The organism is Candidatus Allofontibacter sp., from assembly GCF_038145245.1.
Lineage (GTDB): Bacteria > Pseudomonadota > Alphaproteobacteria > Pelagibacterales > Pelagibacteraceae > Fontibacterium.
The window spans coordinates 1-23,071 of the sequence record NZ_JAYQPI010000002.1 but is presented as its reverse complement, the minus strand read 5'-3'; the positions used below and the strand labels follow the sequence as shown (position 1 = coordinate 23,071).

The 23,071-nt window shown below is 29.2% G+C and carries 26 protein-coding genes and 1 tRNA gene; 18 read left to right on the top strand and 9 right to left on the bottom strand.

Annotated features, from left to right (window positions below):
* Nucleotides 1-3 precede the first annotated feature (3 nt).
* Nucleotides 4-138: a 50S ribosomal protein L34 gene (gene rpmH, locus AC8IGH_RS00725; RefSeq protein ID WP_017970109.1), complete on the bottom strand. Its 135-nt coding sequence runs from the start codon at nucleotides 136-138 to the stop codon at nucleotides 4-6.
* 81 nt (nucleotides 139-219) lie between these two features.
* On the opposite strand from rpmH, the gene AC8IGH_RS00720 reads away from it, so the two are divergent.
* Together AC8IGH_RS00720 and AC8IGH_RS00715 are read left to right on the top strand one after the other, a co-directional pair.
* A complete protein-coding gene (locus AC8IGH_RS00720) occupies nucleotides 220-936 on the top strand; it encodes a VTT domain-containing protein (protein WP_507418798.1) in 717 nt (238 codons plus the stop codon).
* Nucleotides 933-1,880 (top strand): nucleoside recognition domain-containing protein, encoded by a 948-nt coding sequence (locus tag AC8IGH_RS00715; RefSeq protein WP_507418797.1) that lies wholly within the window; start codon nucleotides 933-935, stop codon nucleotides 1,878-1,880. The genes AC8IGH_RS00720 and AC8IGH_RS00715 overlap by 4 nt, the downstream gene beginning before the upstream one ends.
* Here the strand turns inward: AC8IGH_RS00715 and AC8IGH_RS00710 are convergent.
* Nucleotides 1,870-3,072: an MFS transporter gene (locus AC8IGH_RS00710; RefSeq protein ID WP_507418796.1), complete on the bottom strand. Its 1,203-nt coding sequence runs from the start codon at nucleotides 3,070-3,072 to the stop codon at nucleotides 1,870-1,872. The genes AC8IGH_RS00715 and AC8IGH_RS00710 overlap by 11 nt on opposite strands.
* A gap of 73 nt (nucleotides 3,073-3,145) precedes the next feature.
* On the opposite strand from AC8IGH_RS00710, the gene AC8IGH_RS00705 reads away from it, so the two are divergent.
* A tRNA-Arg gene (locus tag AC8IGH_RS00705) sits at nucleotides 3,146-3,222 on the top strand.
* Nucleotides 3,223-3,281: 59 nt separating this feature from the next.
* Nucleotides 3,282-3,734: a DoxX family protein gene (locus AC8IGH_RS00700; RefSeq protein WP_507418795.1), complete on the top strand. Its 453-nt coding sequence runs from the start codon at nucleotides 3,282-3,284 to the stop codon at nucleotides 3,732-3,734.
* 78 nt (nucleotides 3,735-3,812) lie between these two features.
* Here the strand turns inward: AC8IGH_RS00700 and AC8IGH_RS00695 are convergent, their stop codons facing one another.
* Nucleotides 3,813-4,706, bottom strand: coding sequence for a diacylglycerol/lipid kinase family protein (locus tag AC8IGH_RS00695; RefSeq protein WP_507418794.1), 894 nt, complete (start codon nucleotides 4,704-4,706; stop codon nucleotides 3,813-3,815).
* A gap of 45 nt (nucleotides 4,707-4,751) precedes the next feature.
* On the opposite strand from AC8IGH_RS00695, the gene AC8IGH_RS00690 reads away from it, so the two are divergent.
* The 7 genes from AC8IGH_RS00690 to phoB all read left to right on the top strand — a co-directional run bounded on the left by AC8IGH_RS00690 (nucleotide 4,752) and on the right by phoB (nucleotide 11,238).
* Nucleotides 4,752-5,957, top strand: coding sequence for a sensor histidine kinase (locus AC8IGH_RS00690; RefSeq protein ID WP_507418793.1), 1,206 nt, complete (start codon nucleotides 4,752-4,754; stop codon nucleotides 5,955-5,957).
* 115 nt (nucleotides 5,958-6,072) lie between these two features.
* Nucleotides 6,073-7,098, top strand: a complete 1,026-nt coding sequence (gene pstS / locus AC8IGH_RS00685) for a phosphate ABC transporter substrate-binding protein PstS (protein WP_507418792.1) — start codon at nucleotides 6,073-6,075, stop codon at nucleotides 7,096-7,098.
* A gap of 60 nt (nucleotides 7,099-7,158) precedes the next feature.
* Nucleotides 7,159-8,163: a phosphate ABC transporter permease subunit PstC gene (gene pstC / locus AC8IGH_RS00680; RefSeq protein ID WP_507418791.1), complete on the top strand. Its 1,005-nt coding sequence runs from the start codon at nucleotides 7,159-7,161 to the stop codon at nucleotides 8,161-8,163.
* On the top strand, nucleotides 8,163-9,008 hold the full coding sequence (gene pstA, locus AC8IGH_RS00675; RefSeq protein WP_507418790.1) for a phosphate ABC transporter permease PstA: 846 nt from the start codon (nucleotides 8,163-8,165) through the stop codon (nucleotides 9,006-9,008). Before pstC ends, pstA begins: the two co-directional genes overlap by 1 nt.
* Nucleotides 9,005-9,781 (top strand): phosphate ABC transporter ATP-binding protein PstB, encoded by a 777-nt coding sequence (pstB, locus tag AC8IGH_RS00670; protein ID WP_507418789.1) that lies wholly within the window; start codon nucleotides 9,005-9,007, stop codon nucleotides 9,779-9,781. Before pstA ends, pstB begins: the two co-directional genes overlap by 4 nt.
* Before the next feature lie 72 nt (nucleotides 9,782-9,853).
* Entirely contained in the window at nucleotides 9,854-10,552 is a 699-nt protein-coding gene (gene phoU / locus AC8IGH_RS00665; protein WP_507418788.1) for a phosphate signaling complex protein PhoU, read from the top strand.
* Between the two features lie 2 nt (nucleotides 10,553-10,554).
* Nucleotides 10,555-11,238, top strand: a complete 684-nt coding sequence (phoB, locus tag AC8IGH_RS00660) for a phosphate regulon transcriptional regulator PhoB (RefSeq protein ID WP_507418787.1) — start codon at nucleotides 10,555-10,557, stop codon at nucleotides 11,236-11,238.
* 2 nt (nucleotides 11,239-11,240) lie between these two features.
* Here the strand turns inward: phoB and AC8IGH_RS00655 are convergent, their stop codons facing one another.
* Nucleotides 11,241-11,756 (bottom strand): GcrA family cell cycle regulator, encoded by a 516-nt coding sequence (locus AC8IGH_RS00655; protein ID WP_507418786.1) that lies wholly within the window; start codon nucleotides 11,754-11,756, stop codon nucleotides 11,241-11,243.
* 145 nt (nucleotides 11,757-11,901) lie between these two features.
* Here AC8IGH_RS00655 and AC8IGH_RS00650 point away from each other — a divergent pair, with 145 nt between their 5' ends.
* Genes AC8IGH_RS00650 through AC8IGH_RS00635 form a run of 4 tightly spaced genes read left to right on the top strand, consistent with a single transcriptional unit; the run spans nucleotide 11,902 to nucleotide 15,514 of the window.
* Complete coding sequence (locus AC8IGH_RS00650) at nucleotides 11,902-12,711, top strand: ABC transporter permease (RefSeq protein ID WP_507418785.1); 810 nt, start codon at nucleotides 11,902-11,904, stop codon at nucleotides 12,709-12,711.
* Nucleotides 12,712-12,717: 6 nt separating this feature from the next.
* Nucleotides 12,718-13,881: an aspartate aminotransferase family protein gene (locus AC8IGH_RS00645; RefSeq protein ID WP_507418784.1), complete on the top strand. Its 1,164-nt coding sequence runs from the start codon at nucleotides 12,718-12,720 to the stop codon at nucleotides 13,879-13,881.
* A gap of 2 nt (nucleotides 13,882-13,883) precedes the next feature.
* Entirely contained in the window at nucleotides 13,884-14,813 is a 930-nt protein-coding gene (gene argF / locus AC8IGH_RS00640) for an ornithine carbamoyltransferase (protein ID WP_507418783.1), read from the top strand.
* Nucleotides 14,810-15,514 carry a nucleotidyltransferase family protein gene (locus tag AC8IGH_RS00635; RefSeq protein WP_507418782.1) on the top strand — a complete coding sequence of 235 codons (705 nt, stop codon included), beginning with the start codon at nucleotides 14,810-14,812 and terminating at the stop codon, nucleotides 15,512-15,514. Before argF ends, AC8IGH_RS00635 begins: the two co-directional genes overlap by 4 nt.
* On the opposite strand, the gene gpmA is transcribed toward AC8IGH_RS00635, so the two are convergent.
* The gene (gpmA, locus tag AC8IGH_RS00630; RefSeq protein ID WP_507418781.1) at nucleotides 15,504-16,226 is read right to left on the bottom strand and encodes a 2,3-diphosphoglycerate-dependent phosphoglycerate mutase; all 723 of its coding nucleotides are present in this window, start codon (nucleotides 16,224-16,226) and stop codon (nucleotides 15,504-15,506) included. The two genes, AC8IGH_RS00635 and gpmA, sit on opposite strands and share 11 nt — an antisense overlap.
* Nucleotides 16,227-16,259: 33 nt before the next feature.
* Between gpmA and cutA the strand changes: the two genes are divergently transcribed.
* Complete coding sequence (gene cutA, locus AC8IGH_RS00625) at nucleotides 16,260-16,580, top strand: divalent-cation tolerance protein CutA (RefSeq protein ID WP_507418780.1); 321 nt, start codon at nucleotides 16,260-16,262, stop codon at nucleotides 16,578-16,580.
* Nucleotides 16,581-16,605: 25 nt separating this feature from the next.
* Nucleotides 16,606-17,208 (top strand): transglycosylase SLT domain-containing protein, encoded by a 603-nt coding sequence (locus tag AC8IGH_RS00620; protein WP_507418779.1) that lies wholly within the window; start codon nucleotides 16,606-16,608, stop codon nucleotides 17,206-17,208.
* Here the strand turns inward: AC8IGH_RS00620 and AC8IGH_RS00615 are convergent.
* From AC8IGH_RS00615 to msrA, 4 genes are all read right to left on the bottom strand, one after another.
* Nucleotides 17,198-20,305: an efflux RND transporter permease subunit gene (locus AC8IGH_RS00615; protein ID WP_507418778.1), complete on the bottom strand. Its 3,108-nt coding sequence runs from the start codon at nucleotides 20,303-20,305 to the stop codon at nucleotides 17,198-17,200. The genes AC8IGH_RS00620 and AC8IGH_RS00615 overlap by 11 nt on opposite strands.
* Before the next feature lie 6 nt (nucleotides 20,306-20,311).
* Nucleotides 20,312-21,184, bottom strand: coding sequence for an efflux RND transporter periplasmic adaptor subunit (locus AC8IGH_RS00610; RefSeq protein ID WP_507418777.1), 873 nt, complete (start codon nucleotides 21,182-21,184; stop codon nucleotides 20,312-20,314).
* 66 nt (nucleotides 21,185-21,250) lie between these two features.
* Entirely contained in the window at nucleotides 21,251-22,072 is an 822-nt protein-coding gene (locus AC8IGH_RS00605; protein ID WP_507418776.1) for a rhodanese-like domain-containing protein, read from the bottom strand.
* The gene (gene msrA, locus AC8IGH_RS00600) at nucleotides 22,072-22,527 is read right to left on the bottom strand and encodes a peptide-methionine (S)-S-oxide reductase MsrA (RefSeq protein WP_507418775.1); all 456 of its coding nucleotides are present in this window, start codon (nucleotides 22,525-22,527) and stop codon (nucleotides 22,072-22,074) included. The genes AC8IGH_RS00605 and msrA overlap by 1 nt, the downstream gene beginning before the upstream one ends.
* Nucleotides 22,528-22,586: 59 nt before the next feature.
* Here msrA and AC8IGH_RS00595 point away from each other — a divergent pair.
* A partial coding sequence (locus tag AC8IGH_RS00595; protein WP_507418774.1) for a DMT family transporter occupies nucleotides 22,587-23,071 on the top strand: 485 nt, incomplete at its 3' end.

Genomic DNA, 23,071 nt, shown 5'->3' with positions numbered 1-23,071 from the left:
GACTTAGGCAGATACAGATTTTCTTCCCTTAAATCTTCTTCGAGCAATAACTTTTCGACCACCTTTTGTTGCCATACGCGATCTAAAACCATGTCTTCTTTTTCTTACTATTTTACTTGGCTGATAGGTTCTTTTCATTGTGATAATTAAAATTTGGCTATTTATAGGTAAATTGTTAAATCATGTACAGCAAAAGTTTTTATTTAATACGATTTAAAAATGACGCAATTATCAAAGCTTAAAATTATTTTAGGAATTATTTATCTATTAATAGTTACTTTTGTAACTTTTTTATTTTTTTATTATGAACTTTATAATTATGTAAATTCAGATTTTATCTCAAACGATCGAAAAATTATCGTAAATCATATTGATCAAAATATATTTTTCTATTCATTTTTATTTTTTTTATTTTGCACAATTTGGTTTTTCTTACTAGGTTTTGGTTTTCCAGTAGTCATTGTAGCTGGTTTTATTTTTGGTTCAGTCCTAGGATCATTATTATTGTTAATGGGGTTTGCATTTGGCTCTACTGGTTTGTATATCTTTGCAAATTATTATTTCAGAAATTTAGTTTTTAAATATTTTTCAAATAAATATAAAAGCTTAGATAATCATTTTAAAAAAAATGATTTTGCTTATTTGTTATTTTTAAGGTTGGTTCCGGGAATACCATCGCAGGTCGGCAGTTTAATACCAATATTATTTAATATGAAACTTAAAAAAATATTTCTTTCAAATATTTTTGGTGTAGCCCCTGGTATATTTATTTCTGTAAGTTTAGTATCAGGAGTTAGTTCAAAAATTGAAGAAGGGCATCCATTTAATTTAGACTTACTTTCTGACCCAAAAGTATCTGTGCCTCTAACGGCTCTTGGAATAATGGTACTAATAGCAAACTTTTTAAAACAAAAATTTTTTAAGAAAAAAAATTGAGCAAATTTTTTAAAAATAGTCTTTTAGAAATTAAAGATATTTGTATTCCATTATATAAAATATTAGTTCCATTTATTTTTATAATTAAAATCTTAGAAGAAATTGGAATTGTTAAAATTATTTCTAATATTTTTGAACCGGCCATTCAAATATTGGGTCTTCCAGCTGAATTAAGTATAGTTTGGGTTACAGCAATTATTATTAACGTTTATGCAGCAATTATTCTTTTTATTAATATAGTTCCTTCATTAGATTTAACAGTTGCTCAAGTTACGGTTTTAACTTTAGTTATTTTAATTGCCCATAATATATTAATAGAAAGTTCTATTTCTCGCGCTGCAGGAGTTTCTTTTTTTTATGCTTCTATTTTGAGAATAGGTATCGCTTTTTTAGCGGGATTTATCTTATATAGAATTTATTTTTATTTTGGATTCTTGCAGGAAAAATTTAGTTTAGTATTAGAGCAGCGTCCTACTTCAACCGATTATTATTCATGGATTTTTGGGCAGATTGAAAATTTAATTTATGTGTTTTTTATAATCTGCATTTTAGTTTTTTCTTTAAATTTTTTAAAAAAAATTGGTATTGAGAATTTAATTAAAAGACTTCTAAAAAGTCCGTTAAAACTAATGGGAATTAGTTCTAATGCTATAAACATTATTATTGTTGGCTTAACTATCGGATTGCAGTTTGGCGGAGGATTATTAATTAAAGAAGCAAAATCTGGATCAATTAGTAAACAGAGTATCTTACTTTCATTGTCTTTATTAAATTTAGTACATGCAATTATTGAAGACACTATTTTGATGATGATTATTGGAGGTCATATTTCTGGTGTATTATTTTTTAGAGTAATTTTTTCTTTATTAGTTATATTTTTAATACTCTTTTTATATAAAAAATTTCAAGGATTATTTAACAAGTTTGTTTTTGTTAAGATTTAAATTGAGAAGCACAAAAAGTTGCAATTAGTCCAGCAACGCCTAAAAAAGAAAATGCTAAAATCCAATTTGTTTCTATATTAATTGGTTGGTGATTATTTGTAATATCAATAATAAATCCAAATATCGCTGGCGTTATAGATCCAAATCCAATTCCTAAAATTGAACGATATGCAACAGTTCTGCCCACACAATATTTTGGTGTACTTTCAGTTAAGGCAGCTGTTAAAACCCCAGAATCTCCAATTGCAAAAAAACTATACAAGATAGAAATAACAACAATTAAAAATAAATTTAGTTCAGCAGTCCAGCCAATTAAAAAAGATAAAATTGCACTTATCAAAGAAAAAGAAATTAAAATTTTTTTTCTTCCTAAATTATCAGAAAGATATCCAGCAATCACAGATGAAAATACACCAGATAAATGAATCGAAAAACCAATAATAATTCCAACGCTTACCGTTGTGATAGATATTTTATTGGTAATGATAAGAGTTAAAAAAACTGGCAACCATGACCAAAGACCAAATAGTTCGATAGCATGAGCGGTATATCCGGTTATCAAAAATTTTGTTTTTCTATTCTGATTTAAAGTAAATTTTTTATTTAATTTTGATAGTTTGTATTTTTTTAAAAGATCTTCATATACAGCGACTAAAAGAAAAATAGCACCCGCAAGACTTATCAATGATGCAGTTAAAAAACTTATTTTATAACCATAGTTAGTCGTAATAATGTAACCTAAAGTTAAAGACAAAGCATAACCAAAGGATTGGCTGCCAAGCATTACACCCATTGCAGTACCTTTATTTTTTGATTTAAATTTTTCAGATACTAAGAGTATTGAAGGACCATAAATTCCTCCTTGCGCAAAGCCTATAAAAAAATTAATAAAAAATGCTGTCCAAAAATCTTTAGCAATTAAATAAAAAATTAAACTCGATAAAAAATTTATAATTAAATAGATAGAAAGAATTTTATTAGGATTATAAAAGTCTGAACAATAAGAACTAATAAATAAAGCAAGAGCAAACCCAATTACCAATGAAGTTTGTATTAAACCAGCCTCAGTTGCAGATAATTCCCAAACAGTAATTAATTGCTGAATGGAACCAACGTACATAAAAAACGTCAGTGCAGATAATATTCTGCCTATGGCAATAAGTTTTAACCAATCCCAATTATTTATTTGCATCAATAAAGACCTATGATTATTTAATTAAAAAAAATAAAATAAGATATTAAATTTTAATCTTTCTATTATTTAAGCGCCCGTAGTTCAATTGGATAGAATGCCAGACTACGAATCTGGAGGTTGGAAGTTCGACTCTTTCCGGGCGCACCAAAAAAATCAGTTTATTAAACTTTGATATAAACTTATAAATTTGATACAAATTTCAGGGTATGAGAGTAAGTAGAAATTCAAAATATATAATTCCTTATTTAGAAAAATTTTACGAATCGACATCATGGTATTCTTACTCATTAATTCGTTTTGTTGCTGGTGCTATGATGGTGCCTCATGGCTATAGCAAATTGTTTGTCAATTTAAATGGAACAGTTGATTTTTTTAAAAGTGTTCAATTAGAGCCCGCTTATCCATTAGCAATCTATATTGGTATATTAGAATTTTTTGGGGGAATATTTTTAGCATTAGGTTTTCTAACTAGATTTGTGGCAATTCAATTAATAGGCCTTTTGGCTGTAGCAACTTTTTATATTCATTTAAAAAATGGTTTTCTTTGGGTAAAGGGTGGATACGAATATCCACTATTTTGGTTAATAGTAATGATTGCAATATTTTTTAAAGGTGGAGACAGAGTTTCAATAGATAGCTCTCTACCAAAAGAATTCTAATTTATGTTTAGATATTTAAATAATCTTTCTTTAAACAAAGCAGTAATTGTATTTTTAGTACTTATTGCCAGCGTGATATTATTGATCAGTTTGTACATTTAATTCTTCTTTTACTAAAAGATTAATTGTTTTTTTTGTATTTTTAATTTGTGCTGGTAAATAACCAAGAAATTCACCATCATACTGTATTGGAGTTTTAGTTTTAGAACTTATAAAAATATCATCACTTGCAATTTTAATAAGTTTATTACTTTCTTTTAATTCTTTTCCTGAAAGAAGGGTAAAAAGATAGCATAAAAAATTTAATCTTGTTAAGTCACAGAATAAATAAGAGATTATTTTTTTATCAAAAATATTTGTGTCATTAGATAATTTAAATGCACCACCATAATGCATCGCCTTAGTTATAATAATCCAGTTTGCTTTATATATTTTGTTATTTGCAAGGATTTTTATTTCATGTTTTTTGAAGGATATTAATTTTATGGTGGCAATAAAAAAGAATAATAATTTTTTAAATATACTTTTTAATCTTAAATAGGATTGCACAGTTTTTACAATCTCAGCATCATAACCAGCGCTTGTCATTAAAATAAAAACTTTATTATTTACATTTGGGAGATAAACTTTTTTAGTTTTGCTAGATAAGATAACTTGAGCTATTTCTTTAGCGTTACCATGAATTCCAGCCTCTAAAGCAAAAATATTAGCAGTACCAAATGGAATTATCGCAAGTGGCTTTTTTTCATTCATACCATTAACAACTTCATTAATCGTACCATCTCCACCAGCAGCGACAATAATATCAAATTTATCAATATTTACTTTGCAAAGAACGGTTGCATGTCCTGTTTTTTCAGTTTTAAAAATTTCAACATTATTTTCTTTAGATAAAATTTTATAAATTTTATTTAATTTATATTTTTTTAGAAAACTAATTTTAGCATTGCAGATAATGCAGATCTTTTTCATATAAATCTTTCTAAATAATTATTATTCGATAAGATATAAAAAAATATGTTAAAAATTATATCCACTGTTGGTTCTTTAGTTACTTTAGCATTTTTCTTAAATTCAAATATTACTGTTGAAATTTTATTAATTATCAACGTTTTTTTTATAATAATATTTTTTTATAAACCAATATCCAAAACAACATATTCCAACGAAAATAATATAGAAACTTCAGTTGGAAAGCTTACCAATAACGATCTTCAGGAATTGTTTATAAACCAATTAGAAGATATTATTATCATTTTAAATAGATTTAATATTATCACTTATAGCAACAAAGCAGCTGTAGAAAATTTCGGTTCAAATCTTGAAGGAAAACATATTGGTAGTGAAATAAGAATACCAGAATTATTAGATGCTATTGATAATAATAAAGTTGATAAAGAATTAAAAAAAATCGATATTGAATTAAAAATTCCAGTTTTTAAGTTTTATAAAATTAGCATTGTTTCTATAAAATCTGATCATACTTTAATTATTATTAGAGATTTTACAGAAATGAGAAAAAGTCAAAATATGAGATCTGATTTCATTGCAAATGCTAGTCATGAACTTAGAACTCCTCTTGTCTCTTTAAAAGGATTTTTAGAAACAATTACTGATTCAGCTAAAGACGATCCAAAATCACAAAAAAAATTTTTAGAAATTATGAAATCAGAAGCAAATAAAATGGAGGTTTTAATCGAAGATTTAATGTTACTTAGCAGAATTGAACTTCAAGAACATATTAGACTTAAGGATAAAGTCGATATTAAAGAGGTTATTGAAAATATTATTTTATTAAATTCTAAAAAGATAAATGAAAAAAAACTTAATGTTAGTTTAGATATAAATGAAAATGAAAAGTTTGTTATTGGAGATAAAGAAAAATTGTCAGTTGTGTTTTTAAATCTTTTAGACAATGCAATTAAATATAGCAGTGATTCAAGATCTATTAGGATTAGGAGTTCAGATAATAAGATTGGTTTAAAAAATTATACCTCAATTTCAGTAATTGATGAAGGGTTTGGAATAGCTTCGGAAGATATACATAGGGTCACAGAAAGATTTTTTAGAGCAGATAATATTAAAAAATTAAAGATAGGAGGAACAGGACTGGGTCTTGCAATTACCAAACATATATTAAATCAACATAAGGGTGAGCTTAAAATTTTAAGTAAAGAAGGGAAAGGTAGTGAATTTATAGTTTCGTTACCTTTAATTTCCTAATAATTTTGCAACTAATAAGTTACTTTTTGTAACAAATCTTTAACAAATCTGAAACATAATCGATCACTTAAAATAATATGTGTTTGCCAGTTTTAACAATTTTAAAAGGATAAATATGAAAAAAAATAACTTTATCGCAACTTTTATTGCAACGTTGTTGTTTTCAACATTTCTTTATGCAAAAGAAATTACAATTACTGGAGCTGGAGCAACTTTTGTAGCTCCGCTAATTAGTAAATGGTCAGAAGAATATAAAAAGATTTCTGGCAACAGTATCAATTATGCATCAATTGGTTCAAGTGGTGGCGTTAAACAAATCAGAGAAAAAACAGTTGATTTTGGTGCAACGGATGCTCCTGTAAAAAACGCAGATCTTGAAAAAGATGGAATGGTACAGTTCCCAGAAATTATTGGCGCAGTTGTCCCAGTTTTCAATCTTCAAGGTTTTAAACCAGGAGAACTTAGAATAGATGGACCTACATTAGCTTCTATTTTTTTAGGAGATATTACAAAGTGGAGCGATAAAAGAATTGTGGATTTAAATGCAGGAAAAAAATTACCTGATTCAGAAATCACAGTTGTAACTCGTTCAGATGGATCTGGAACCACAAATGTATTTACAGACTATTTATCTAAAGTAAGCCCAGCGTGGAAAGAAAAAGTTGGAACGGCTAATGCAGTAAACTGGCCAGCGAAATCTACTATTGGCGGAAAAGGAAATGAAGGTGTTGCTGCAAATGTAACTCGAGTTAAAGGTTCAATTGGTTATGTGGAATTTGCTTATGCAAAACTTAACAATATTCCACATATTAATATGAAAAATTTGGACGGAAAATTTGTTGCTCCAAGTCTTGAGTCTTTCAAGGCAGCTGCAGCAGGAGCTGATTGGGCAAGTGTACCTGGGATGGGAATCTCTTTGAATAATCAAAAAGGAGAAAAAACTTGGCCAATAACGTCAGCATCTTTCATACTGATGTACAAGAATCCTGTAGATAAAACAAAGTCTAATGAGACATTAAAATTTTTTGAATGGGCATTTAAAAACGGAGGAAAGGCTGCTGAAAACTTAGAGTACGTTCCTCTGCCTGCTAATGTTACAGACTACATCGCTAAAAACGTTTGGTCTAAAATTCAAAAATAATTAATAAATAAAAAAACACCCCAGTAATATTGGGGTGTTTTTTTAAAGACAGTTAATATTATGGCAGATAATTTATCTCAAAATACAGTGTTTAATAAAAAAAAATTAAATCTTAAAATTAATAGAATTGCGCGTACTCAATATTTACAAGATTTTTTCTTTCATAAATTAACATTATTTTTTGCTTCTTTAGTTTTAATTGTTTTAGTTGGAATTATTATTTCATTAATTATTAGTGCGTGGCCAATTTTAAAAGAATCTGGCATTGGCTTTTTTTTTAAAAATGAGTGGAATGTGGTTAACTCTAAATTTGGAGGTCTATCATCAATTTATGGAACGTTAGTTACTTCAATAATAGCATTATTAATTGCCGTACCCATAAGTTTTGGAATTGCAGTTTTTTTAACAGAAACATGTCCTATTTGGTTAAGAAGACCTTTGGGAATAGCCATTGAAATGTTAGCTGCTATTCCCTCTATTATTTATGGAATGTTCGGGCTGTTTGTTTTTGCACCAATATTTGGAGATTATATTCAGCCTGCTCTTAATTCTACTCTAGGACAAATTCCTTTTATTGGAATTTTATTTTCAGGACCTCAAAATGGAATAGGAGTCCTTTGCGCAGGAATAATTTTATCATTTATGATTATTCCATTTATAGCTTCTGTAATAAGAGATGTTTTTTCAATTGTTCCACCTGTTCTAAAAGAGTCTGCATACGGGATAGGGTGTACTACTTGGGAAGTGGTAACAAGAATTGTTCTTCCTTACACTAGAGTAGGAGTCGTCGGTGGAGTAATGCTCGGTCTAGGTAGAGCACTAGGTGAGACAATGGCAGTTACATTTGTAATTGGTAATGCTCATAGAATTAATGCCTCATTATTTTCTCCAGGATCATCTATAGCATCAACTCTTGCAAATGAATTTGGCGAAGCAGAACCAGGATTACATTACGCTTCTTTATTTGCTCTTGGACTTACTCTTTTTATAATAACATTTGTAGTTCTTTTTGCTGCAAAATTAATGTTAGCTAATATTGATAAGAAAAAAGGAGTTAAAAGCTAATGAAGAATATTAAAATTTATATCAGTAGAAAAAGATCAAATTTTATAGGCTTATCTCTTTCTATGGTGGCAATGACATTAGGAATGTTAGTGTTAACTTGGATTTTGTTTGTGCTTATATCTAAGGGATTTTCAGCATTTAATTCTAATTTTTTTTTTAATAGTACACCAGCAGCAGGCTCAGCAGGAGGAGGATTAGCAAATGCAATCGTTGGAAGTTTAATGATAGTTGTCTCATGTACATTAATTAGCACCCCGATTGGAATTCTAGCAGGAGTCTATCTGTCAGAGTATGGAGATAGAAGTAAAATTGCAAATGTCACCCGTTTAGTTACGGATGTGATGTTATCAGCTCCTTCAATTGTAATCGGCTTATTTGTTTATGCAATTTATGTTTCTAAAGTTAAACATTTTTCAGGATTTGCAGGCACTATAGCATTATCATTGTTAGCAGTTCCGGTTATTGTAAAAACAACAGAAAATATTTTACGATTAGTTCCTAATACTTTAAGAGAAGCCGCATACGCTTTGGGAGCTCCTAAGTGGAAAGTGTCTATCACTGTTATTTTAAAAGCTGCTAAAAGTGGCGTCATTACTGGAATTTTACTTGCTGTTGCGCGAGTTAGTGGAGAAACAGCCCCATTATTATTTACTGCTCTTAATAATCAATTTTTTTCAACAGATATGAACAAACCTATCTCAACTTTGCCAGTTGTGATTTATCAATTTGCTATGAGTCCTTATGTAAATTGGGTAAATTTAGCTTGGGGTGGAGCATTACTAATTACTTTGACTGTGTTAGGACTAAATATTTTTGCTAGAGTATTTTTTAGAGAAAAAAGATGATCCAAAAAAATATAAATATAAAAAATGCAATTGAAGTTCGTAATTTAAATTTTTTTTATGGAAAATTTCAGGCTTTAAAAAACATTAATTTAAATATAATTGAAAAAAAAATTACAGCTTTTATAGGACCTTCTGGTTGTGGAAAATCTACTCTTTTAAGAGTTTTTAATAGAATGTATGATTTATATCCAGAACAAAAAGCAGAGGGAGAAGTAAAACTTTATGGTGATAATATTTTACATCCTAAAAAAGATCTAAATTTATTAAGAGCAAAAGTGGGAATGATTTTTCAAAAGCCCACTCCTTTCCCAATGTCGATTTACGATAATATTGCTTTCGGAGTTAGACTGTACGAAAATTTAAAAAAACAAGATATGGATGCCCGAGTTGAATGGGCATTGAAAAAAGCTGCATTGTGGAATGAAGTGAAAGATAAAATGAAACAAAGTGGATTATCTTTATCAGGAGGACAACAACAAAGATTATGTATTGCTAGAGGTATTGCTGTAAAACCTACAGTTCTTTTATTGGATGAACCTACCTCAGCATTAGATCCTGTATCCACAAGTAAGATTGAAGAATTAATTTATGAATTAAAAAATGATTATACGGTCATTATTGTTACGCACAATATGCAACAAGCAGCCCGAGTATCAGATTCAACAGCTTTTATGTATTTAGGCGATTTAATAGAATTTAATGAAACGAAAAAAATTTTTTTAAAACCTGATCGAAAGGAAACAGAAGATTATATTACTGGTCGTTTTGGTTAATGAAGATTTTACTATGAAGAATAAAAAATTATCTTTGACAATATTTAATTCAACCTATAGATGTAAATAACTATGACTGAACATATAGTTAAATCATACGAGGAACAGCTTCAGAATCTAACAAATACAATTGTCAAAATGGGCGGACTAGCCGAAAGTCAATTTACAAGTTCAGTAAATGCTCTTTTAAAACGTGATGAAGATTTAGCCGACAAAATTGCTGGAAAAGATCTTAAAATGAATGAGTTTGATATTAAGATTGAAAGTCAAGTTATAGATCTAATTGCATTAAGACAGCCAATGGGAATTGATTTAAGAGAAACTGTATCTTCAATGAGAATTTCCTCTGAATTAGAAAGAATAGGTGATCTTGCAAAAAATATTGCAAAAAGAGCAAGATATTTAGAATTCGATATTCCAGTAAATATTGCGGACTCACTAAAAAGAGCCGCTAACGTTGTGGAAAAAAATTTAAAAGATGTGTTGGATGCTTATTCTAAAAGAGACAAGGATATTGCATACCGAGTATGGAATAGCGATCTAGAGATAGATAAACTTGTAAGTTTTGCAATGGATGAATTACTAAAATTTATGAAAAGTAATAAAAAAAATCTAGAGTTATCAACTCATTTACTATTTGCTGCAAAGCATATGGAAAGAGTAGGCGATCATGTTTCAAATATTTCAGAGAATGTCTATTTTTTGGTAACAGGAGATCAGATCAAAGGCACTAGATCAAAAGGAGAAAAATCCGCATCGACAAAAAATTAAATATGTCAGCCAATATATTTATTGTCGAAGACGAAAAGCCAATTATTACTTTATTACAATATAATCTTGAAAAAGAAGGTTATAAAGTTAATTTTTCAGAAACAGGCGAAGAGGCAATACAAAATATAAAAAAAAATATACCTGATCTTTTAATATTAGATTGGATGCTTCCTGATTTTTCTGGAATTGAAGTTTGCAAGCAAATTAAAAAAATTAATAAATTAAAAAATATACCGGTATTAATGCTTACGGCAAAAAGTGAAGAAGAAGATAAAATTAGAGGTTTTGAATCAGGAGTTGATGATTACGTTACTAAGCCCTTTAGCTATAAAGAAATTTTATTAAGAGTTAAATCATTATTAAAAAGAACAAAACCTTCTCTTATTGAAGATGTTTCTATATTTCAAGATTTAAAAGTTGATCGCATCACTAGAAGAATTTATAGAGCAGAAAAAGAAATAAAAGTCGGACCAACTGAATTTAGGTTATTAGATTTTTTAATTAAAAGTCCACAAAGAGTTTATTCTAGAGAACAATTATTGAATAATATTTGGGGTAATGAAATTAATGTAGAAGTTAGAACTGTTGATGTACATATTCGTAGACTTAGAAAAGCAATCAACCTTGAAGGTTTGCCAGAACTTATTAGAACCGTAAGATCTTCTGGTTATTCTTTAGATACTTAAAATTAAGCTGATTTAATTTTCTTTTCAAGAAATTCTGGAAGCTCTTCTGTTCCTTTTGTATTTTTATCTTCTTCTTCGTTTTTCCAACCTTTTGGTTGGTAAGCATGAAGAACATGCAATTTGCAGTAAACTCTTTCTTCCATAGGACTTCTTCCGCAGAAATAAAAATTTGCTTCATCTGGATGTCCAATAGGCCATCTACAAGTTTTTTCGTTTAAATTTTCTAAACTAGTTGGATTTTCAGGCTCAAAATCTTTTTCAATAACAATAGCTCTAAGACCACGAGGTTTTCTTAATCTTTTTAAAGGAACACTATTCTTGTGATGAAATTTATTTTCACTTTTTTGAATATAAATATTTCTAGAATGAGATCTGCCAGCAAGTCCTAGACGGTGTGATTTTCCAATTACAGCATTTCTGGAAATACCATCTCCTAGCATTGCAGCGATTTGGCTCGCAGTATGACCTTCGTTCCAAAGTTTTTTTAACTGCTCAGTTTTTTCTGGTGTCCATCCCATAAAGACGCTTTAAATACTATATGTAGTCTAAGCTAAAGTAAATTATACTATATATAGTTTAAAAAAATGTAGAAGAATCAGTGATTTATTTAATTTACATAAATTTATCCACATTTATCTATATATTTTAATAATACTAAAAAATATGAGCGCAATTAAAGATTATAAAATTAGAAATCCGCAAGTGATGTCAATTAACTGGATCGGATTTTACACACTTTATAAAAAAGAAATTTTAAGATTTTTGAATGTTTGGATACAAACTATATTTTCACCAGTAGTAACACTGATACTTTTTTTAGCTGTTTTTACAATAGCTTTAGGACTTAATAGAAATAATATTTTAGGCCATGAATATGGAGTTTTTATATTACCAGGCCTTATTTGCATGCAGATTTTACAAAATGCTTTTGCAAACACATCTTCATCTTTAATGATTGCTAAAGTTCAAGGAAACATTGTTGATATTTTATTTCCACCTCTTAGTCCTATGGAAGTAACAACCGCAATGCTTTTAGGAGCAATTACAAGAGGTTTAATTATAGGTTTTTTTTCTGTAATAATTATTATTCCGTTTGCACATATTCCTATTCATAATATTTTTATAATTCTTTTATTTGCATTACTAGGCTCGTCTATGCTCGCTTGTTTAGGATTTGTTACCGGATTGTGGGCACAAAAGTTTGATAATATGGCAACAGTAACAAACTTTATTATTGTTCCTTTATCATTTTTATCAGGAACTTTTTATTCTATACAAAATTTACACTCAGTATTTTACTATATTAGTCATGCAAATCCATTCTTTTATGCTATTGATGGTTTTAGATATGGATTTTTAGGGCAGGCCGACGGATCTATTGTTATAGGTTTCTTTTATTTAACATTTATCAATTTAGCTTTGTGGGTAATATGTTATATCCTTTTTAAAAGAGGATATAAAATTAAAAGCTAATTTCCCATGAGTTCAATATTAGGAACATATAAAAGAAGAGAAATTTCTTTTTCAGAAGGAAAAGGAGTTTATCTTACATCAGCTACAGGAGAAAAATATTTAGATTTTGTATCTGGTATTGCTGTAAATTCATTAGGACATTGTCATCCTCATTTAGTTGAGACTATAAAAAAGCAATCTGAAAAATTATGGCATGTGTCTAATGCTTTTACAATTCCTGAACAGGAAAAATTAGCAAAAAGATTAACGGATAATACTTTTGCTGATTTTGTTATGTTTGTAAATTCAGGAACAGAGGCAACCGAGGCAAGTATTAAAGTTGCAAGAAAATATTTTTTTGAAACAGGTCAGCCTGAAAAAAATAGAATAATTACTTTTGAAGGTGCTTTTCATGGGAGAACTTTGGCCGCTTTATTTGCAGCCAATAATAAGGAACACACCTTAGGATTTGGCCCTAAAGTTGATGGCTTTGATCAAGTTCCATTTGGAGATCATGAGGCTCTTAAAAAAGCAATTACAAAGAATACCGCTGCTATCATGCTTGAAACAGTTCAAGGAGAGGGCGGAGTAAGAGTTGTTCCAGATTATTGCTTAAAGCCTTTAAGAAAGCTTTGTGATGATAATGGAATCTTACTTATTTTAGATGAAGTTCAGTGTGGAATTGGAAGAACTGGAAAACTTTTTGCATTTGAGTGGGCCAGTGTTTCTCCTGATATTGTTCCTATTGCAAAAGGCATTGGTGGAGGTTTTCCAATAGGCGCATGCTTAGTAAATAAAAAAGTTGCAATTGGGATGAAGCCAGGCACACATGGAAGTACATTTGGAGGAAATCCTTTAGCAATGAGTGTTGGCAATGCTGTATTAGATATAATTTTAAAAAAAGGTTTTTTAGAAAATGTTCAAGAAGTTGGAGTTTATTTCGAGACAAAATTAAAAGAAATACAAAAAAAATATAGCAATGTTATTGAACAAGTAAGAGGAATTGGTCTTTTAAGAGGAATTAAGTTAAAAGTAGATAATAATAAGTTTTTAGATCATTTGTTTCAAAATAAGATGTTAGCCGTAAAAGCTGGCGATAATGTCGTAAGATTGCTACCCCCACTTATTGTTGAAAAAAAAGATATTGATGAAGCAGTAAGAATAATTACAAAAACTTGTTCTGAATTTTAATTATGAAACATTTTTTAGATTTAAGTCTAATAGATAAAAAAGAATTAAGACAGATTGTCGAAAATTCTAAGACTAGAAAGAAGAATAGAAATAATAAAGGCAAAGTTCTTGTTGATAAAGACAATCCTTTAGAAGGAAAAATGCTGCTTATGGTTTTTGAAAAACCATCCACAAGAACAAGACTGTCTTTTGATTTGGCAATGAGACAGCTAGGTGGTCAAACGATAGTTATTAATTCTGAGAATCTTCATGTTGGTATTGGGGGAGAGACAATTGAAGACACAGCAAGGATTTTTTCTGTTTTTTCAGACATTATTATGCTTAGAACTTTTGAACATAACACTTTATTAAAATTTTCTGAGTTACTGACAGTGCCTATTATTAATGGACTTACTAACGATAGTCATCCTTGTCAGATTTTAAGTGACGTAATGACATTTGAAGAAATCAAAGGACCTATTCAAGGTAAAAAAATTGCTTGGGTAGGAGATGGTAATAACGTTACAAATTCTTTAATGGAAGCTTCTGCGCAATTTGATTTTGAGTTAAAAATCGCATGTCCAAAAGATTATATGCCGTCAAAAAAAGTTATTGCCTGGGCTAAAAAAAATAAAGCAGATATTAAAATATTGCATGATGCAAAAGAAGCGGTTGATAATGCAGATTGTATTATGACTGACAAATGGATTTCTATGGGTGACAAAGGAAACTTAAGTAAAAAAAGAAAAGCTTTTAAAAATTTTCAAGTGAACGAAAAATTAATGAAAATTGCAAAAAAAGATGCGATTTTTATGCATGATTTACCCGCGCAAAGAGGAGAAGAGGTAAGCCAAGAAGTTATTGATGGCAAACAATCAGTAGTTTGGCATCAAGCTGAAAATAGATTGCATTGTCAAAAGGGAATTATCGAGTGGTGCCTAAAAGGTAAATGATCGAAAGAGCAATTGTTCTAGCGGCGGGCTTTGGAAAAAGAGTTCAACCATTAACAAATACTACTCCAAAGCCTTTACTAGAAGTTAATAATGTTAGCTTGCTAGAAAATACCTTAAATTTTTTAAAAAGATTTGGAGTAAAATTTTTTGCAATTAATACTCATCATCTAGGTGAACAAATTGAGGCTTTTGCTAAAAAAAATAAGAATATTTATGATATTAAAATTTTTAAAGAAAAAGAAATTCTCGGCACGGGCGGGGGAATTCGCAATGCATTAGATTTTTTCCAAAATAAACCCTTTATCTCCATTAATAGTGATACAATTTGGTCTGATGAATATTTATCTCCATTAAAAAATTTATATAAGAATTTTATAGAGTTTAGTGCAAATTCTGGCCTTTTAATGATCAAGAAAGAAAATAGCTTTGATAAAACTTTAAAAGGAGATTTTACTATAAAATCAGGATCTTTTTTATTTAGACAGTCTGGCGATAAGAATAATCTAATTTTTACAGGTTGTCAGATAATTAACCCCATTCTATTAAAACATAAAAAAAATGAAAACTTTTCAATTCAACCAGTTTGGGATGAGGCGATAGCTGATAACAAAATGGTTGGAGAAGTTTCTCAGAATATTTTTTATCACGTAACGGATTTGCAAATTTATGAAAAGCTAAAACAATTAGATCTTATTCGTTAATTAGTATTTTTTTTGCTCTTTTTTGATCAAGATATAAATAGTTCGATAAACTCATATCATCTTTAAATTTAATATGAATGGGATTTCCTGTAGGAATTTCTAATTCAACAATTGAGCTATCAGTAATATTAAATATTTTTTTGCAAAGAGATCTTAAACTATTGCCATGTGCTGAGATGATTATATTTCTCTCTTTTTTTAAAATTGGCAAAATATTTTTTTCATAATAAGGAATAACCCTTTTAAAAGTATCCTTTAAAGATTCAGTGTCAGGTATTAGATTCTTATTAATATTTTTATAAATTGGATAATGAATTGGATGATCAGGATTGCTCTTATCCATTGGTGGAGGAGGTGTGTCGTAACTTCTTCTCCAAATTTTTACTTGTTGTTCTCCATGTTTTTTTGCTGTTTCTTCTTTATTAAGACCTTGTAGTGCTCCATAGTGTCTTTCATTTAATTCCCAAGCTTTAAATATATTTTTAATACTGAAGTTTAATTTTTTATTTATCTCATCTAAAGTTAGAATGGCTCTATTTTGAAAAGAAGTGAAAGCAAAATTAAAATTGATATTAAGATTTTTAATTAAAAAGCCGGCTTGCTGGGCCTCATCTATTCCTTGTTTAGTAAGTTCTGCATCATACCATCCTGTAAATCTATTTTCTAAATTCCATTGACTTTGACCGTGTCGAACTAAAATTAAATTATACATTTTCTATTTTATAAATTGTGATACTAAAAATTTATGAGTAATTATAAATTATTTTATGTGACTTGTAAGAATAAAGTTGAGGCAAATAAAATTGCTTATGGTCTTGTAAAAAAAGATCTTGTTGCCTGTGTAAATATTATTCCAAATATAAAATCTTATTTTAAATGGAATAAAAAGAGAGTTAGCATTGTAAAAGAGAACGTTCTTATTGGAAAAACTATAAAAAAAAATATGAATAAAATTATTGCTGATATAAAAAAAATTAGTTCTTATGAATGTCCATGTATTGTTTTTTTAGATATAAAGAGTGGTAATAAAGATTTTTTAAGTTGGATTAAAAGTTCTACCAAATAAAATTATTTAAACTAAATTTAGTTTAATGATTCGAAAAAGATTTGAACTTTTATTATATTTATCTCTTTTATTTATTACTTCTTGTATTTCAGCACCAAGAGATACCTCTAATACATGCTTAATGTTTACTGATAATTATTTTTGGTACAAATTCGTAAAAAATTCAGAGAAAAAATGGGGAGCCCCTGTAGAATTGCAAATGGCAATTATTCAAAGAGAATCTGATTTTGATTGGTTAGCTGCGCCAGAGTGGGATAAATTATTTAAAGTCATTCCCTATAAAAGAAAATCGAGTGCCTTTGGTTACTCGCAAGCTGTAAATAAAACTTGGGATCAGTTTGTGCGTGAAACTGATCAACCCCTTGCTCTTAGAATTAGTTTTAACGACTCAGTAGATTTTATTGGTTGGTATATTAATAAAAGTAATCAGTTATTAAAAATTCCAAAGAATGATTATTTTAAACAATACATTGCTTATCATGAAGGTTGGGGAAATTTTAAAGATTATAAAAAATCACCAAAGGTAATTCCTTACGCTAGAGAAGTTGATCGAGTTGCAAAAAAGTATAAAGCGCAACTTGATCAGTGTAAAAATCAATTAACAACAAATAAATATTTTATTTATTAGCAGATTCTTTTAGTTGCTTTTCAAGCTCAATTTCGACTGAATTTACTTGTTTTGTATTTTGGCCAATGAGTAAATACATAGTTGGAATGACGTATAATGTAAAAAAGGTCGAAAATATAATTCCCATAAAAATAACAATTCCCACAGTTGCTCTGCTAGCTGAGCCAGCTCCAGTTGCGATAACAAGCGGCACAACACCCATGACTGTGGAAATAGATGTCATTAGAATTGGTCTAAGCCGAACTCTGCAAGAAGTAATGATGGCTTCTTTAATTTTCATTCCCTCAGCTCTTAGTTGATTTGCAAACTCAACTATAAGAATTCCATTCTTAGCGGACAGTCCAATAAGCACGATTAATGCAATCTGACTATAAATATTTAATGAACTTCCGATTGTCCAAAGTCCAATTATTCCACCTAAAATAGCGAGCGGCACAGTTAGCATTATTGTTAATGGATGTCTCCAACTTTCAAATTGCGCAGCTAAAGATAGGTAAGCAGTGAATATTGCAAGCAAGAATATAAAATAAATATCTGAACTTGTATTTTTAAATTCCAAAGACTCTCCTTTATAATCAATGCCTGCATAAGGAGGTAATTTTTGTTTAACAATACCTTCTAAATATTTGAGTGCATCATTAATGTTATATCCCGCTGTAATTCTAGCGCTTATCGTAACTGCTCTTTGTCTATTATACCGATTTAGACCTGTATAGGTTGATTCAGGAACATAAGTTACTAAATTTGCAAGTGGAACTAATTTTCCATTATTAGATCTTACCGAAACTTTATTTAAATTTGATGGTTGTTGTCTATTTTTAATATCAGTTTGTAACATTACTGAATATTCTCTGCCATCTCTTGTATACTTTGTAACCTCTTTTGATCCAAATAATGTTTCTAAACTTTTGCCAATAGCATCAATAGGTACACCTAAATCTGCCGCTTTATCTGTATTAACTTTAATTTTTAATTGTGGTTTAGTTAAATCGAGATCATCATCCACATTTACAAAATTTTTATTATTAGCAACTTCAGCCTTAATAATTTCTTTCCATTGAATTAACTCCTCATAAGTGTTTCCTTTTATAACAAATTGAACTGGTTTATCCGCCGCCCCACCTCTTAAACTTTGAGGCATAATTGGAAAAGCTTTTACAGCTGGAAAAGAATTGAGCTTTTGAAATATGACTCCCAAATCTTGGCTAGTAAATTTTTTTCTTTTAGCCCAATCTTCTAACAAAACTATGACAAAACCAGTGTTTACCTGATCAGGCCCTGATCCAAAACCTGGAATTCTAGTTAGAATTTCTTTGTAAGTTCCCTTACCTAAGTCTGGTAAAAATATTTTCTCAATGCTTTCGCTTTGTTCTTTAGTATATTCAAAACCTGAACCATCGGGCGCTTGAACAATAACAAAGAAAACTCCCCTATCCTCTGGAGGGATTAATTCTTTTGGAGTAATTTTAAATAACACCGTTACGGCAATAAGAATTGCACTTAGAAATATAATTACTTCTTTTTTTTTATAAAGAAGTAAAAGTAAACTTTCAAAATAGAACTCTGAAAATTTATCTAAATAGCGATCAAATTTTTCTAAAAATTTTGGTTTTTGATGTGTTACTTTTAAATATTTCGATGCTAGCATTGGCGATAATGTTAAAGCAACAAATGCTGAAATGATTATAGAGAAAGAAAGTGTCAAAGCTAATTCTGTAAATAATTTTCCAACAATTCCTTTTATAAAAATTAATGGAACAAATACTGCAACCAAGACAACCGTCGTTGCTATAATTGCAAATGAAACTTGGCTAGCTCCTTTATAGGATGCAACAAGCGCTGATTCTCCATGTTCCATTCTTCTATAAATGTTTTCTAACATAACAATCGCATCGTCGACTACGAGACCAATAGCGATGACTAACGCCATTAACGTAAATAAATTTAAACTAAAGTTTGCGGCATAAATTAATAAAAAAGTTGAAATTATAGAAACAGGAATTGCAAGGGTAGGTATAATTACTGAGGTTAAATTTCCTAAAAAAAGATAAATAATTCCAACAACAAGTGCTACTGATAAAAAAAGTGCAATATAAACTTCTTTAACTGCCACTCTTATGTAACTTGATCTATCAAAAGCTACTTCTAACTGAATACCTTCAGGAAGATTTTTTTTTACTTCTACTAATCTTTTTTTAACACCGTTTACAACTGCAATTGTATTAGCATTAGATTGTTGGTAAAGACCAATACCAACAACAGGATATCCGTTTCCTTTAAAGAGCGTATTTACGTTTAAAGGTCCAAACTCAACCTTTGCAACATCTTTAAGTTTAGTGATAGATCCGTCTCTGCCTTTTTTTATAACTAGATTTTTATAATCTTCGAGATTTTTATAACTTTTATCTAGTTTTAATATTAAATCTATTTTTTTAGATTCTAATTTTCCAGATGGAAATTCTATATTTTCTTTTAATAAAATATTTTCAATTTCACTAACAGCAACATCTCTTGCTGCAAGAGCAATAGGATTTAGCCAGATTCGAAGCGATAATTCTTTTTCACCAGATAAAATTATATTTCCAACTCCGTCCACACTTGAGAAATAATCTTTCAAATATCTAGCTGCATAATCGCTAAGTTCTAAGGCACTTAAACGTTCACTTCTTAATCTTAACCAAACAGCAACAGTATTTCCTTCGGAAGTTTTGAATATTTCAGGTCTAGTAGCATTATCGGGCAAATTATCAATTATTCTAGAAACTCTATCTCGAATATCATTTGCTGCCTCATCTACACTTTTGCCTGGTTCAAATTCGACTGTTACAACAGATCTTCCGTCTTCACTTTTAGATGAGATTGTTGCAAGTCCAGGCGTTCCACCAACTATATCTTCAATTTTTTGTGTAATTTGAGAATCTACAATTTCAGCAGATGCTCCTTTATATAACGTTCTAACTGTAACTATGCTTGGATCAATGTCCGGAAGTTCTCTTACCGCAATCCTATTAAAAACTACAAGGCCAAATATTACTAACACAATAGACATCACGGTCGCAAAAACTGGACGCTTGATGCTTATATCCGTTAGAAACATTTAAAATTATTTATTTATTAATTTTATTTTTGATTTATCTCTAATTTTAGAAACACCCTGAACAACAATTAGATCTCCTTCCGCAATACCTGAAATAATTTGAATATAACCAAAATTTCTAACACCCGTTTTCACTTCTGTTCTAGCAACTGCCTGATTATCAATAACTTTATAAACAATTGAATTATTTCCTTGTTGAACCACAGATTCTTCTGGAACGCCTAAAGAGGTAACTTCATTATAAATTATTTCTGTATTTAAAAGCATTCCAGGTATTAATTTATTATTAGAATTTTTTATTTTTATTTGAGCTAATACTGATCGTGCAGAAGGATCTACTCTTGAACTAACTGTTTCTATACTGCCATCAAAAATTTCATTTAGATTTTCGGTAGTAACTTTTACTTTCAGATTTTTCTTTAAAATATTTAAATAGATCTCAGGGATTCTCACATCAATTTTAATTACAGAAATATCATCAAGTGTTGCAATGATAGAGTCTGCTCCTTGTAAGATACCAGGAGATATTTCTCTGATGCCTAATTTTCCAGTAAATGGTGCAATAATTTTTTCATTTTTAAGTTGTGCAATAATTTGACCTTTTGTTATTAATAAATTTTTGTCAAAGTCTAATGAGCTTATTAAATCATCTTTTCTAATTCGAATTGAAAAAGACTGATTTGCTAAGGCAGTTCCAAATGTTTCAATTTTTTCATAAAACTCAATTTTTTTTACATTTGCTGCGATCACCTCTGTTGGATTGATCTGATTAATTTTTTTTTGAATTATATTATTTAAAATTATTCTTCCTGAAATTATTCCAACCACTAATAAAATTATAACTCCAAATACAAGGGCAATCTTTTTATAGGTACTCATTGAGCAAACTTCATATCACGTTTTAATATTAAAAAAAAATTCATATTTAACAAAGTAATTACTTACTTATTTTGACTGGCTAGCCCATTCAGTCCATGAGCCATCATAAATGGAAAATTCTGCTCCATCTATTATTTCAAAGGCTTTAGCGACAATGCATGCCGTAACTCCTGAACCACATGAAAATACAACTTTAGAATTCTTATTAATATTTATCTGTTGAAATTTTTTTTGAAGTTCTTCTTTAGATAAAAAACATTTAGTTACAGGATCAACGCATTCTATCCATGGCATATTACAGCTTTTAGGAATCGAACCACTCTTAATATCTGGTCTTGGTTCATTTTCAGTACCATTAAATCTGCCTTTACTTCTGGCATCTATTAATTCAAATTTTTTATTTTTAATATTTTCTTTAATTTGATCAATGACAGTGAGCATCTTGTAATTTGCAGTGCATTTAAAATTACTTTTTAGAAACTTATTACTAGAACCATCTTCTATTTTTTTATTCTCATTTTTCCACTTAACTAAACCACCATCTAATATAGAAATTTTTTTATGGTTAAAAAAATTGAACATCCACCAAACTCTAGGAGAACTAAAAATACCAAGGCTATCGTAGACTATAATATGATCTGAGTTATTAATTCCAAGCTCAGAGCATAGTTTTTCAAATAACTCTGCTGAAGGAATTGTATGAGGAAATTTAGCTATAGGATCTGAAAATTTATCAATATCAAAAAAAAGAGATCCTGGGATATGTTCTTTTAAAAACTCATCTTTACCAATTCTTTTTGTGTTTGGCATATGCCAAGAGCAGTCTAAAATTTTAATATCTTCTTTTAAAAGATTTTTCTCTAGCCAATCTGTAGTAATTAAAGACATTAATATTTACCAAGCTTTTTTAGATATTTTTGATGATATTCTTCTGCTAAATAAAATTCATCAAATTTAGTAATTTCGGTAACGATTTTATTACTAAATAATTTTTTATCCATTATTTGTTTAGATTCTTCTGCTTCAATTTTTTGTTTAGGGTTTAAATAAAATATAGCTGAACGATATTGTTCGCCAATATCAGGTCCTTGTCTATTTAGAGTAGTAGGATTATGACAGGACCAAAAAACATCTAGTAATTCTTTATAGCTAATGACATTCTCATCAAAATTTATTCTAACAGCTTCAGCGTGTCCTGTATCCTCGTAGCAAACTTGCTCATAAGTTGGATTCTTAGTTTTGCCACCAGTGTAACCCACTTCGACTTTTGTTACTCCTTTTGTAAGATCAAATTTTTTTTCAACGCCCCAAAAACATCCAGCTGCAAAAATAGCTATGCTCATAAAATTTTATATTAAAGTTATTTTTATATGTTATGAAAAGATTTAGGTAAAATATATTGATGCTATCATCTAACAGAACAGGCGCTTTTTATATGCTGTTAAGCGTTGTCTGTTTTTCGATCATGGATATTTTAGTTAAATTAACAACTAATCATTATCCAATTGGTGAAATTGCTTTTTTTAGAGGGTTGTTTGGATTAATTCCTATTTTTTTTTTAATACCAAAAAATAAGATATTTTCTTTTTTTAAAACTAATAAACCGACATTACATTTTGTGAGGGCTTTCGCTGGAACATTTGCAATGATCTCAACTTTTATTGGCGTAAAATATATGAAATTAGCTGATGTGGTCTCTATTGCCCAAGCAACACCAGTATTTGTGACAATTTTTTCTATAATTTTTTTAAAGGAAGTGGTGGGTTATAGAAGATGGCTTTCTGTTATAGCTGGTCTTATTGGCGTTTTATTTATTACTAAACCAGGAACAAGTCTTTTTAATATATATTGTATTTTTCCAATTTTTTTTTGTATTGGATTTAGCAT

Bases quoted from the DNA above. Each gene is read 5' to 3' on its own strand.
- rpmH (WP_017970109.1), bottom strand. From the start codon at position 138: ATGAAAAGAACCTATCAGCCAAGTAAAATAGTAAGAAAAAGAAGACAT.
- AC8IGH_RS00720 (WP_507418798.1), top strand. From the start codon at position 220: ATGACGCAATTATCAAAGCTTAAAATTATTTTAGGAATTATTTATCTA.
- AC8IGH_RS00710 (WP_507418796.1), bottom strand. From the start codon at position 3,072: ATGCAAATAAATAATTGGGATTGGTTAAAACTTATTGCCATAGGCAGA.
- AC8IGH_RS00700 (WP_507418795.1), top strand. From the start codon at position 3,282: ATGAGAGTAAGTAGAAATTCAAAATATATAATTCCTTATTTAGAAAAA.
- AC8IGH_RS00695 (WP_507418794.1), bottom strand. From the start codon at position 4,706: ATGAAAAAGATCTGCATTATCTGCAATGCTAAAATTAGTTTTCTAAAA.
- AC8IGH_RS00690 (WP_507418793.1), top strand. From the start codon at position 4,752: ATGTTAAAAATTATATCCACTGTTGGTTCTTTAGTTACTTTAGCATTT.
- pstS (WP_507418792.1), top strand. From the start codon at position 6,073: ATGAAAAAAAATAACTTTATCGCAACTTTTATTGCAACGTTGTTGTTT.
- pstC (WP_507418791.1), top strand. From the start codon at position 7,159: ATGGCAGATAATTTATCTCAAAATACAGTGTTTAATAAAAAAAAATTA.
- pstA (WP_507418790.1), top strand. From the start codon at position 8,163: ATGAAGAATATTAAAATTTATATCAGTAGAAAAAGATCAAATTTTATA.
- pstB (WP_507418789.1), top strand. From the start codon at position 9,005: ATGATCCAAAAAAATATAAATATAAAAAATGCAATTGAAGTTCGTAAT.
- phoU (WP_507418788.1), top strand. From the start codon at position 9,854: ATGACTGAACATATAGTTAAATCATACGAGGAACAGCTTCAGAATCTA.
- phoB (WP_507418787.1), top strand. From the start codon at position 10,555: ATGTCAGCCAATATATTTATTGTCGAAGACGAAAAGCCAATTATTACT.
- AC8IGH_RS00655 (WP_507418786.1), bottom strand. From the start codon at position 11,756: ATGGGATGGACACCAGAAAAAACTGAGCAGTTAAAAAAACTTTGGAAC.
- AC8IGH_RS00650 (WP_507418785.1), top strand. From the start codon at position 11,902: ATGAGCGCAATTAAAGATTATAAAATTAGAAATCCGCAAGTGATGTCA.
- AC8IGH_RS00645 (WP_507418784.1), top strand. From the start codon at position 12,718: ATGAGTTCAATATTAGGAACATATAAAAGAAGAGAAATTTCTTTTTCA.
- argF (WP_507418783.1), top strand. From the start codon at position 13,884: ATGAAACATTTTTTAGATTTAAGTCTAATAGATAAAAAAGAATTAAGA.
- AC8IGH_RS00635 (WP_507418782.1), top strand. From the start codon at position 14,810: ATGATCGAAAGAGCAATTGTTCTAGCGGCGGGCTTTGGAAAAAGAGTT.
- gpmA (WP_507418781.1), bottom strand. From the start codon at position 16,226: ATGTATAATTTAATTTTAGTTCGACACGGTCAAAGTCAATGGAATTTA.
- cutA (WP_507418780.1), top strand. From the start codon at position 16,260: ATGAGTAATTATAAATTATTTTATGTGACTTGTAAGAATAAAGTTGAG.
- AC8IGH_RS00620 (WP_507418779.1), top strand. From the start codon at position 16,606: ATGATTCGAAAAAGATTTGAACTTTTATTATATTTATCTCTTTTATTT.
- AC8IGH_RS00615 (WP_507418778.1), bottom strand. From the start codon at position 20,305: ATGTTTCTAACGGATATAAGCATCAAGCGTCCAGTTTTTGCGACCGTG.
- AC8IGH_RS00610 (WP_507418777.1), bottom strand. From the start codon at position 21,184: ATGAGTACCTATAAAAAGATTGCCCTTGTATTTGGAGTTATAATTTTA.
- AC8IGH_RS00605 (WP_507418776.1), bottom strand. From the start codon at position 22,072: ATGTCTTTAATTACTACAGATTGGCTAGAGAAAAATCTTTTAAAAGAA.
- msrA (WP_507418775.1), bottom strand. From the start codon at position 22,527: ATGAGCATAGCTATTTTTGCAGCTGGATGTTTTTGGGGCGTTGAAAAA.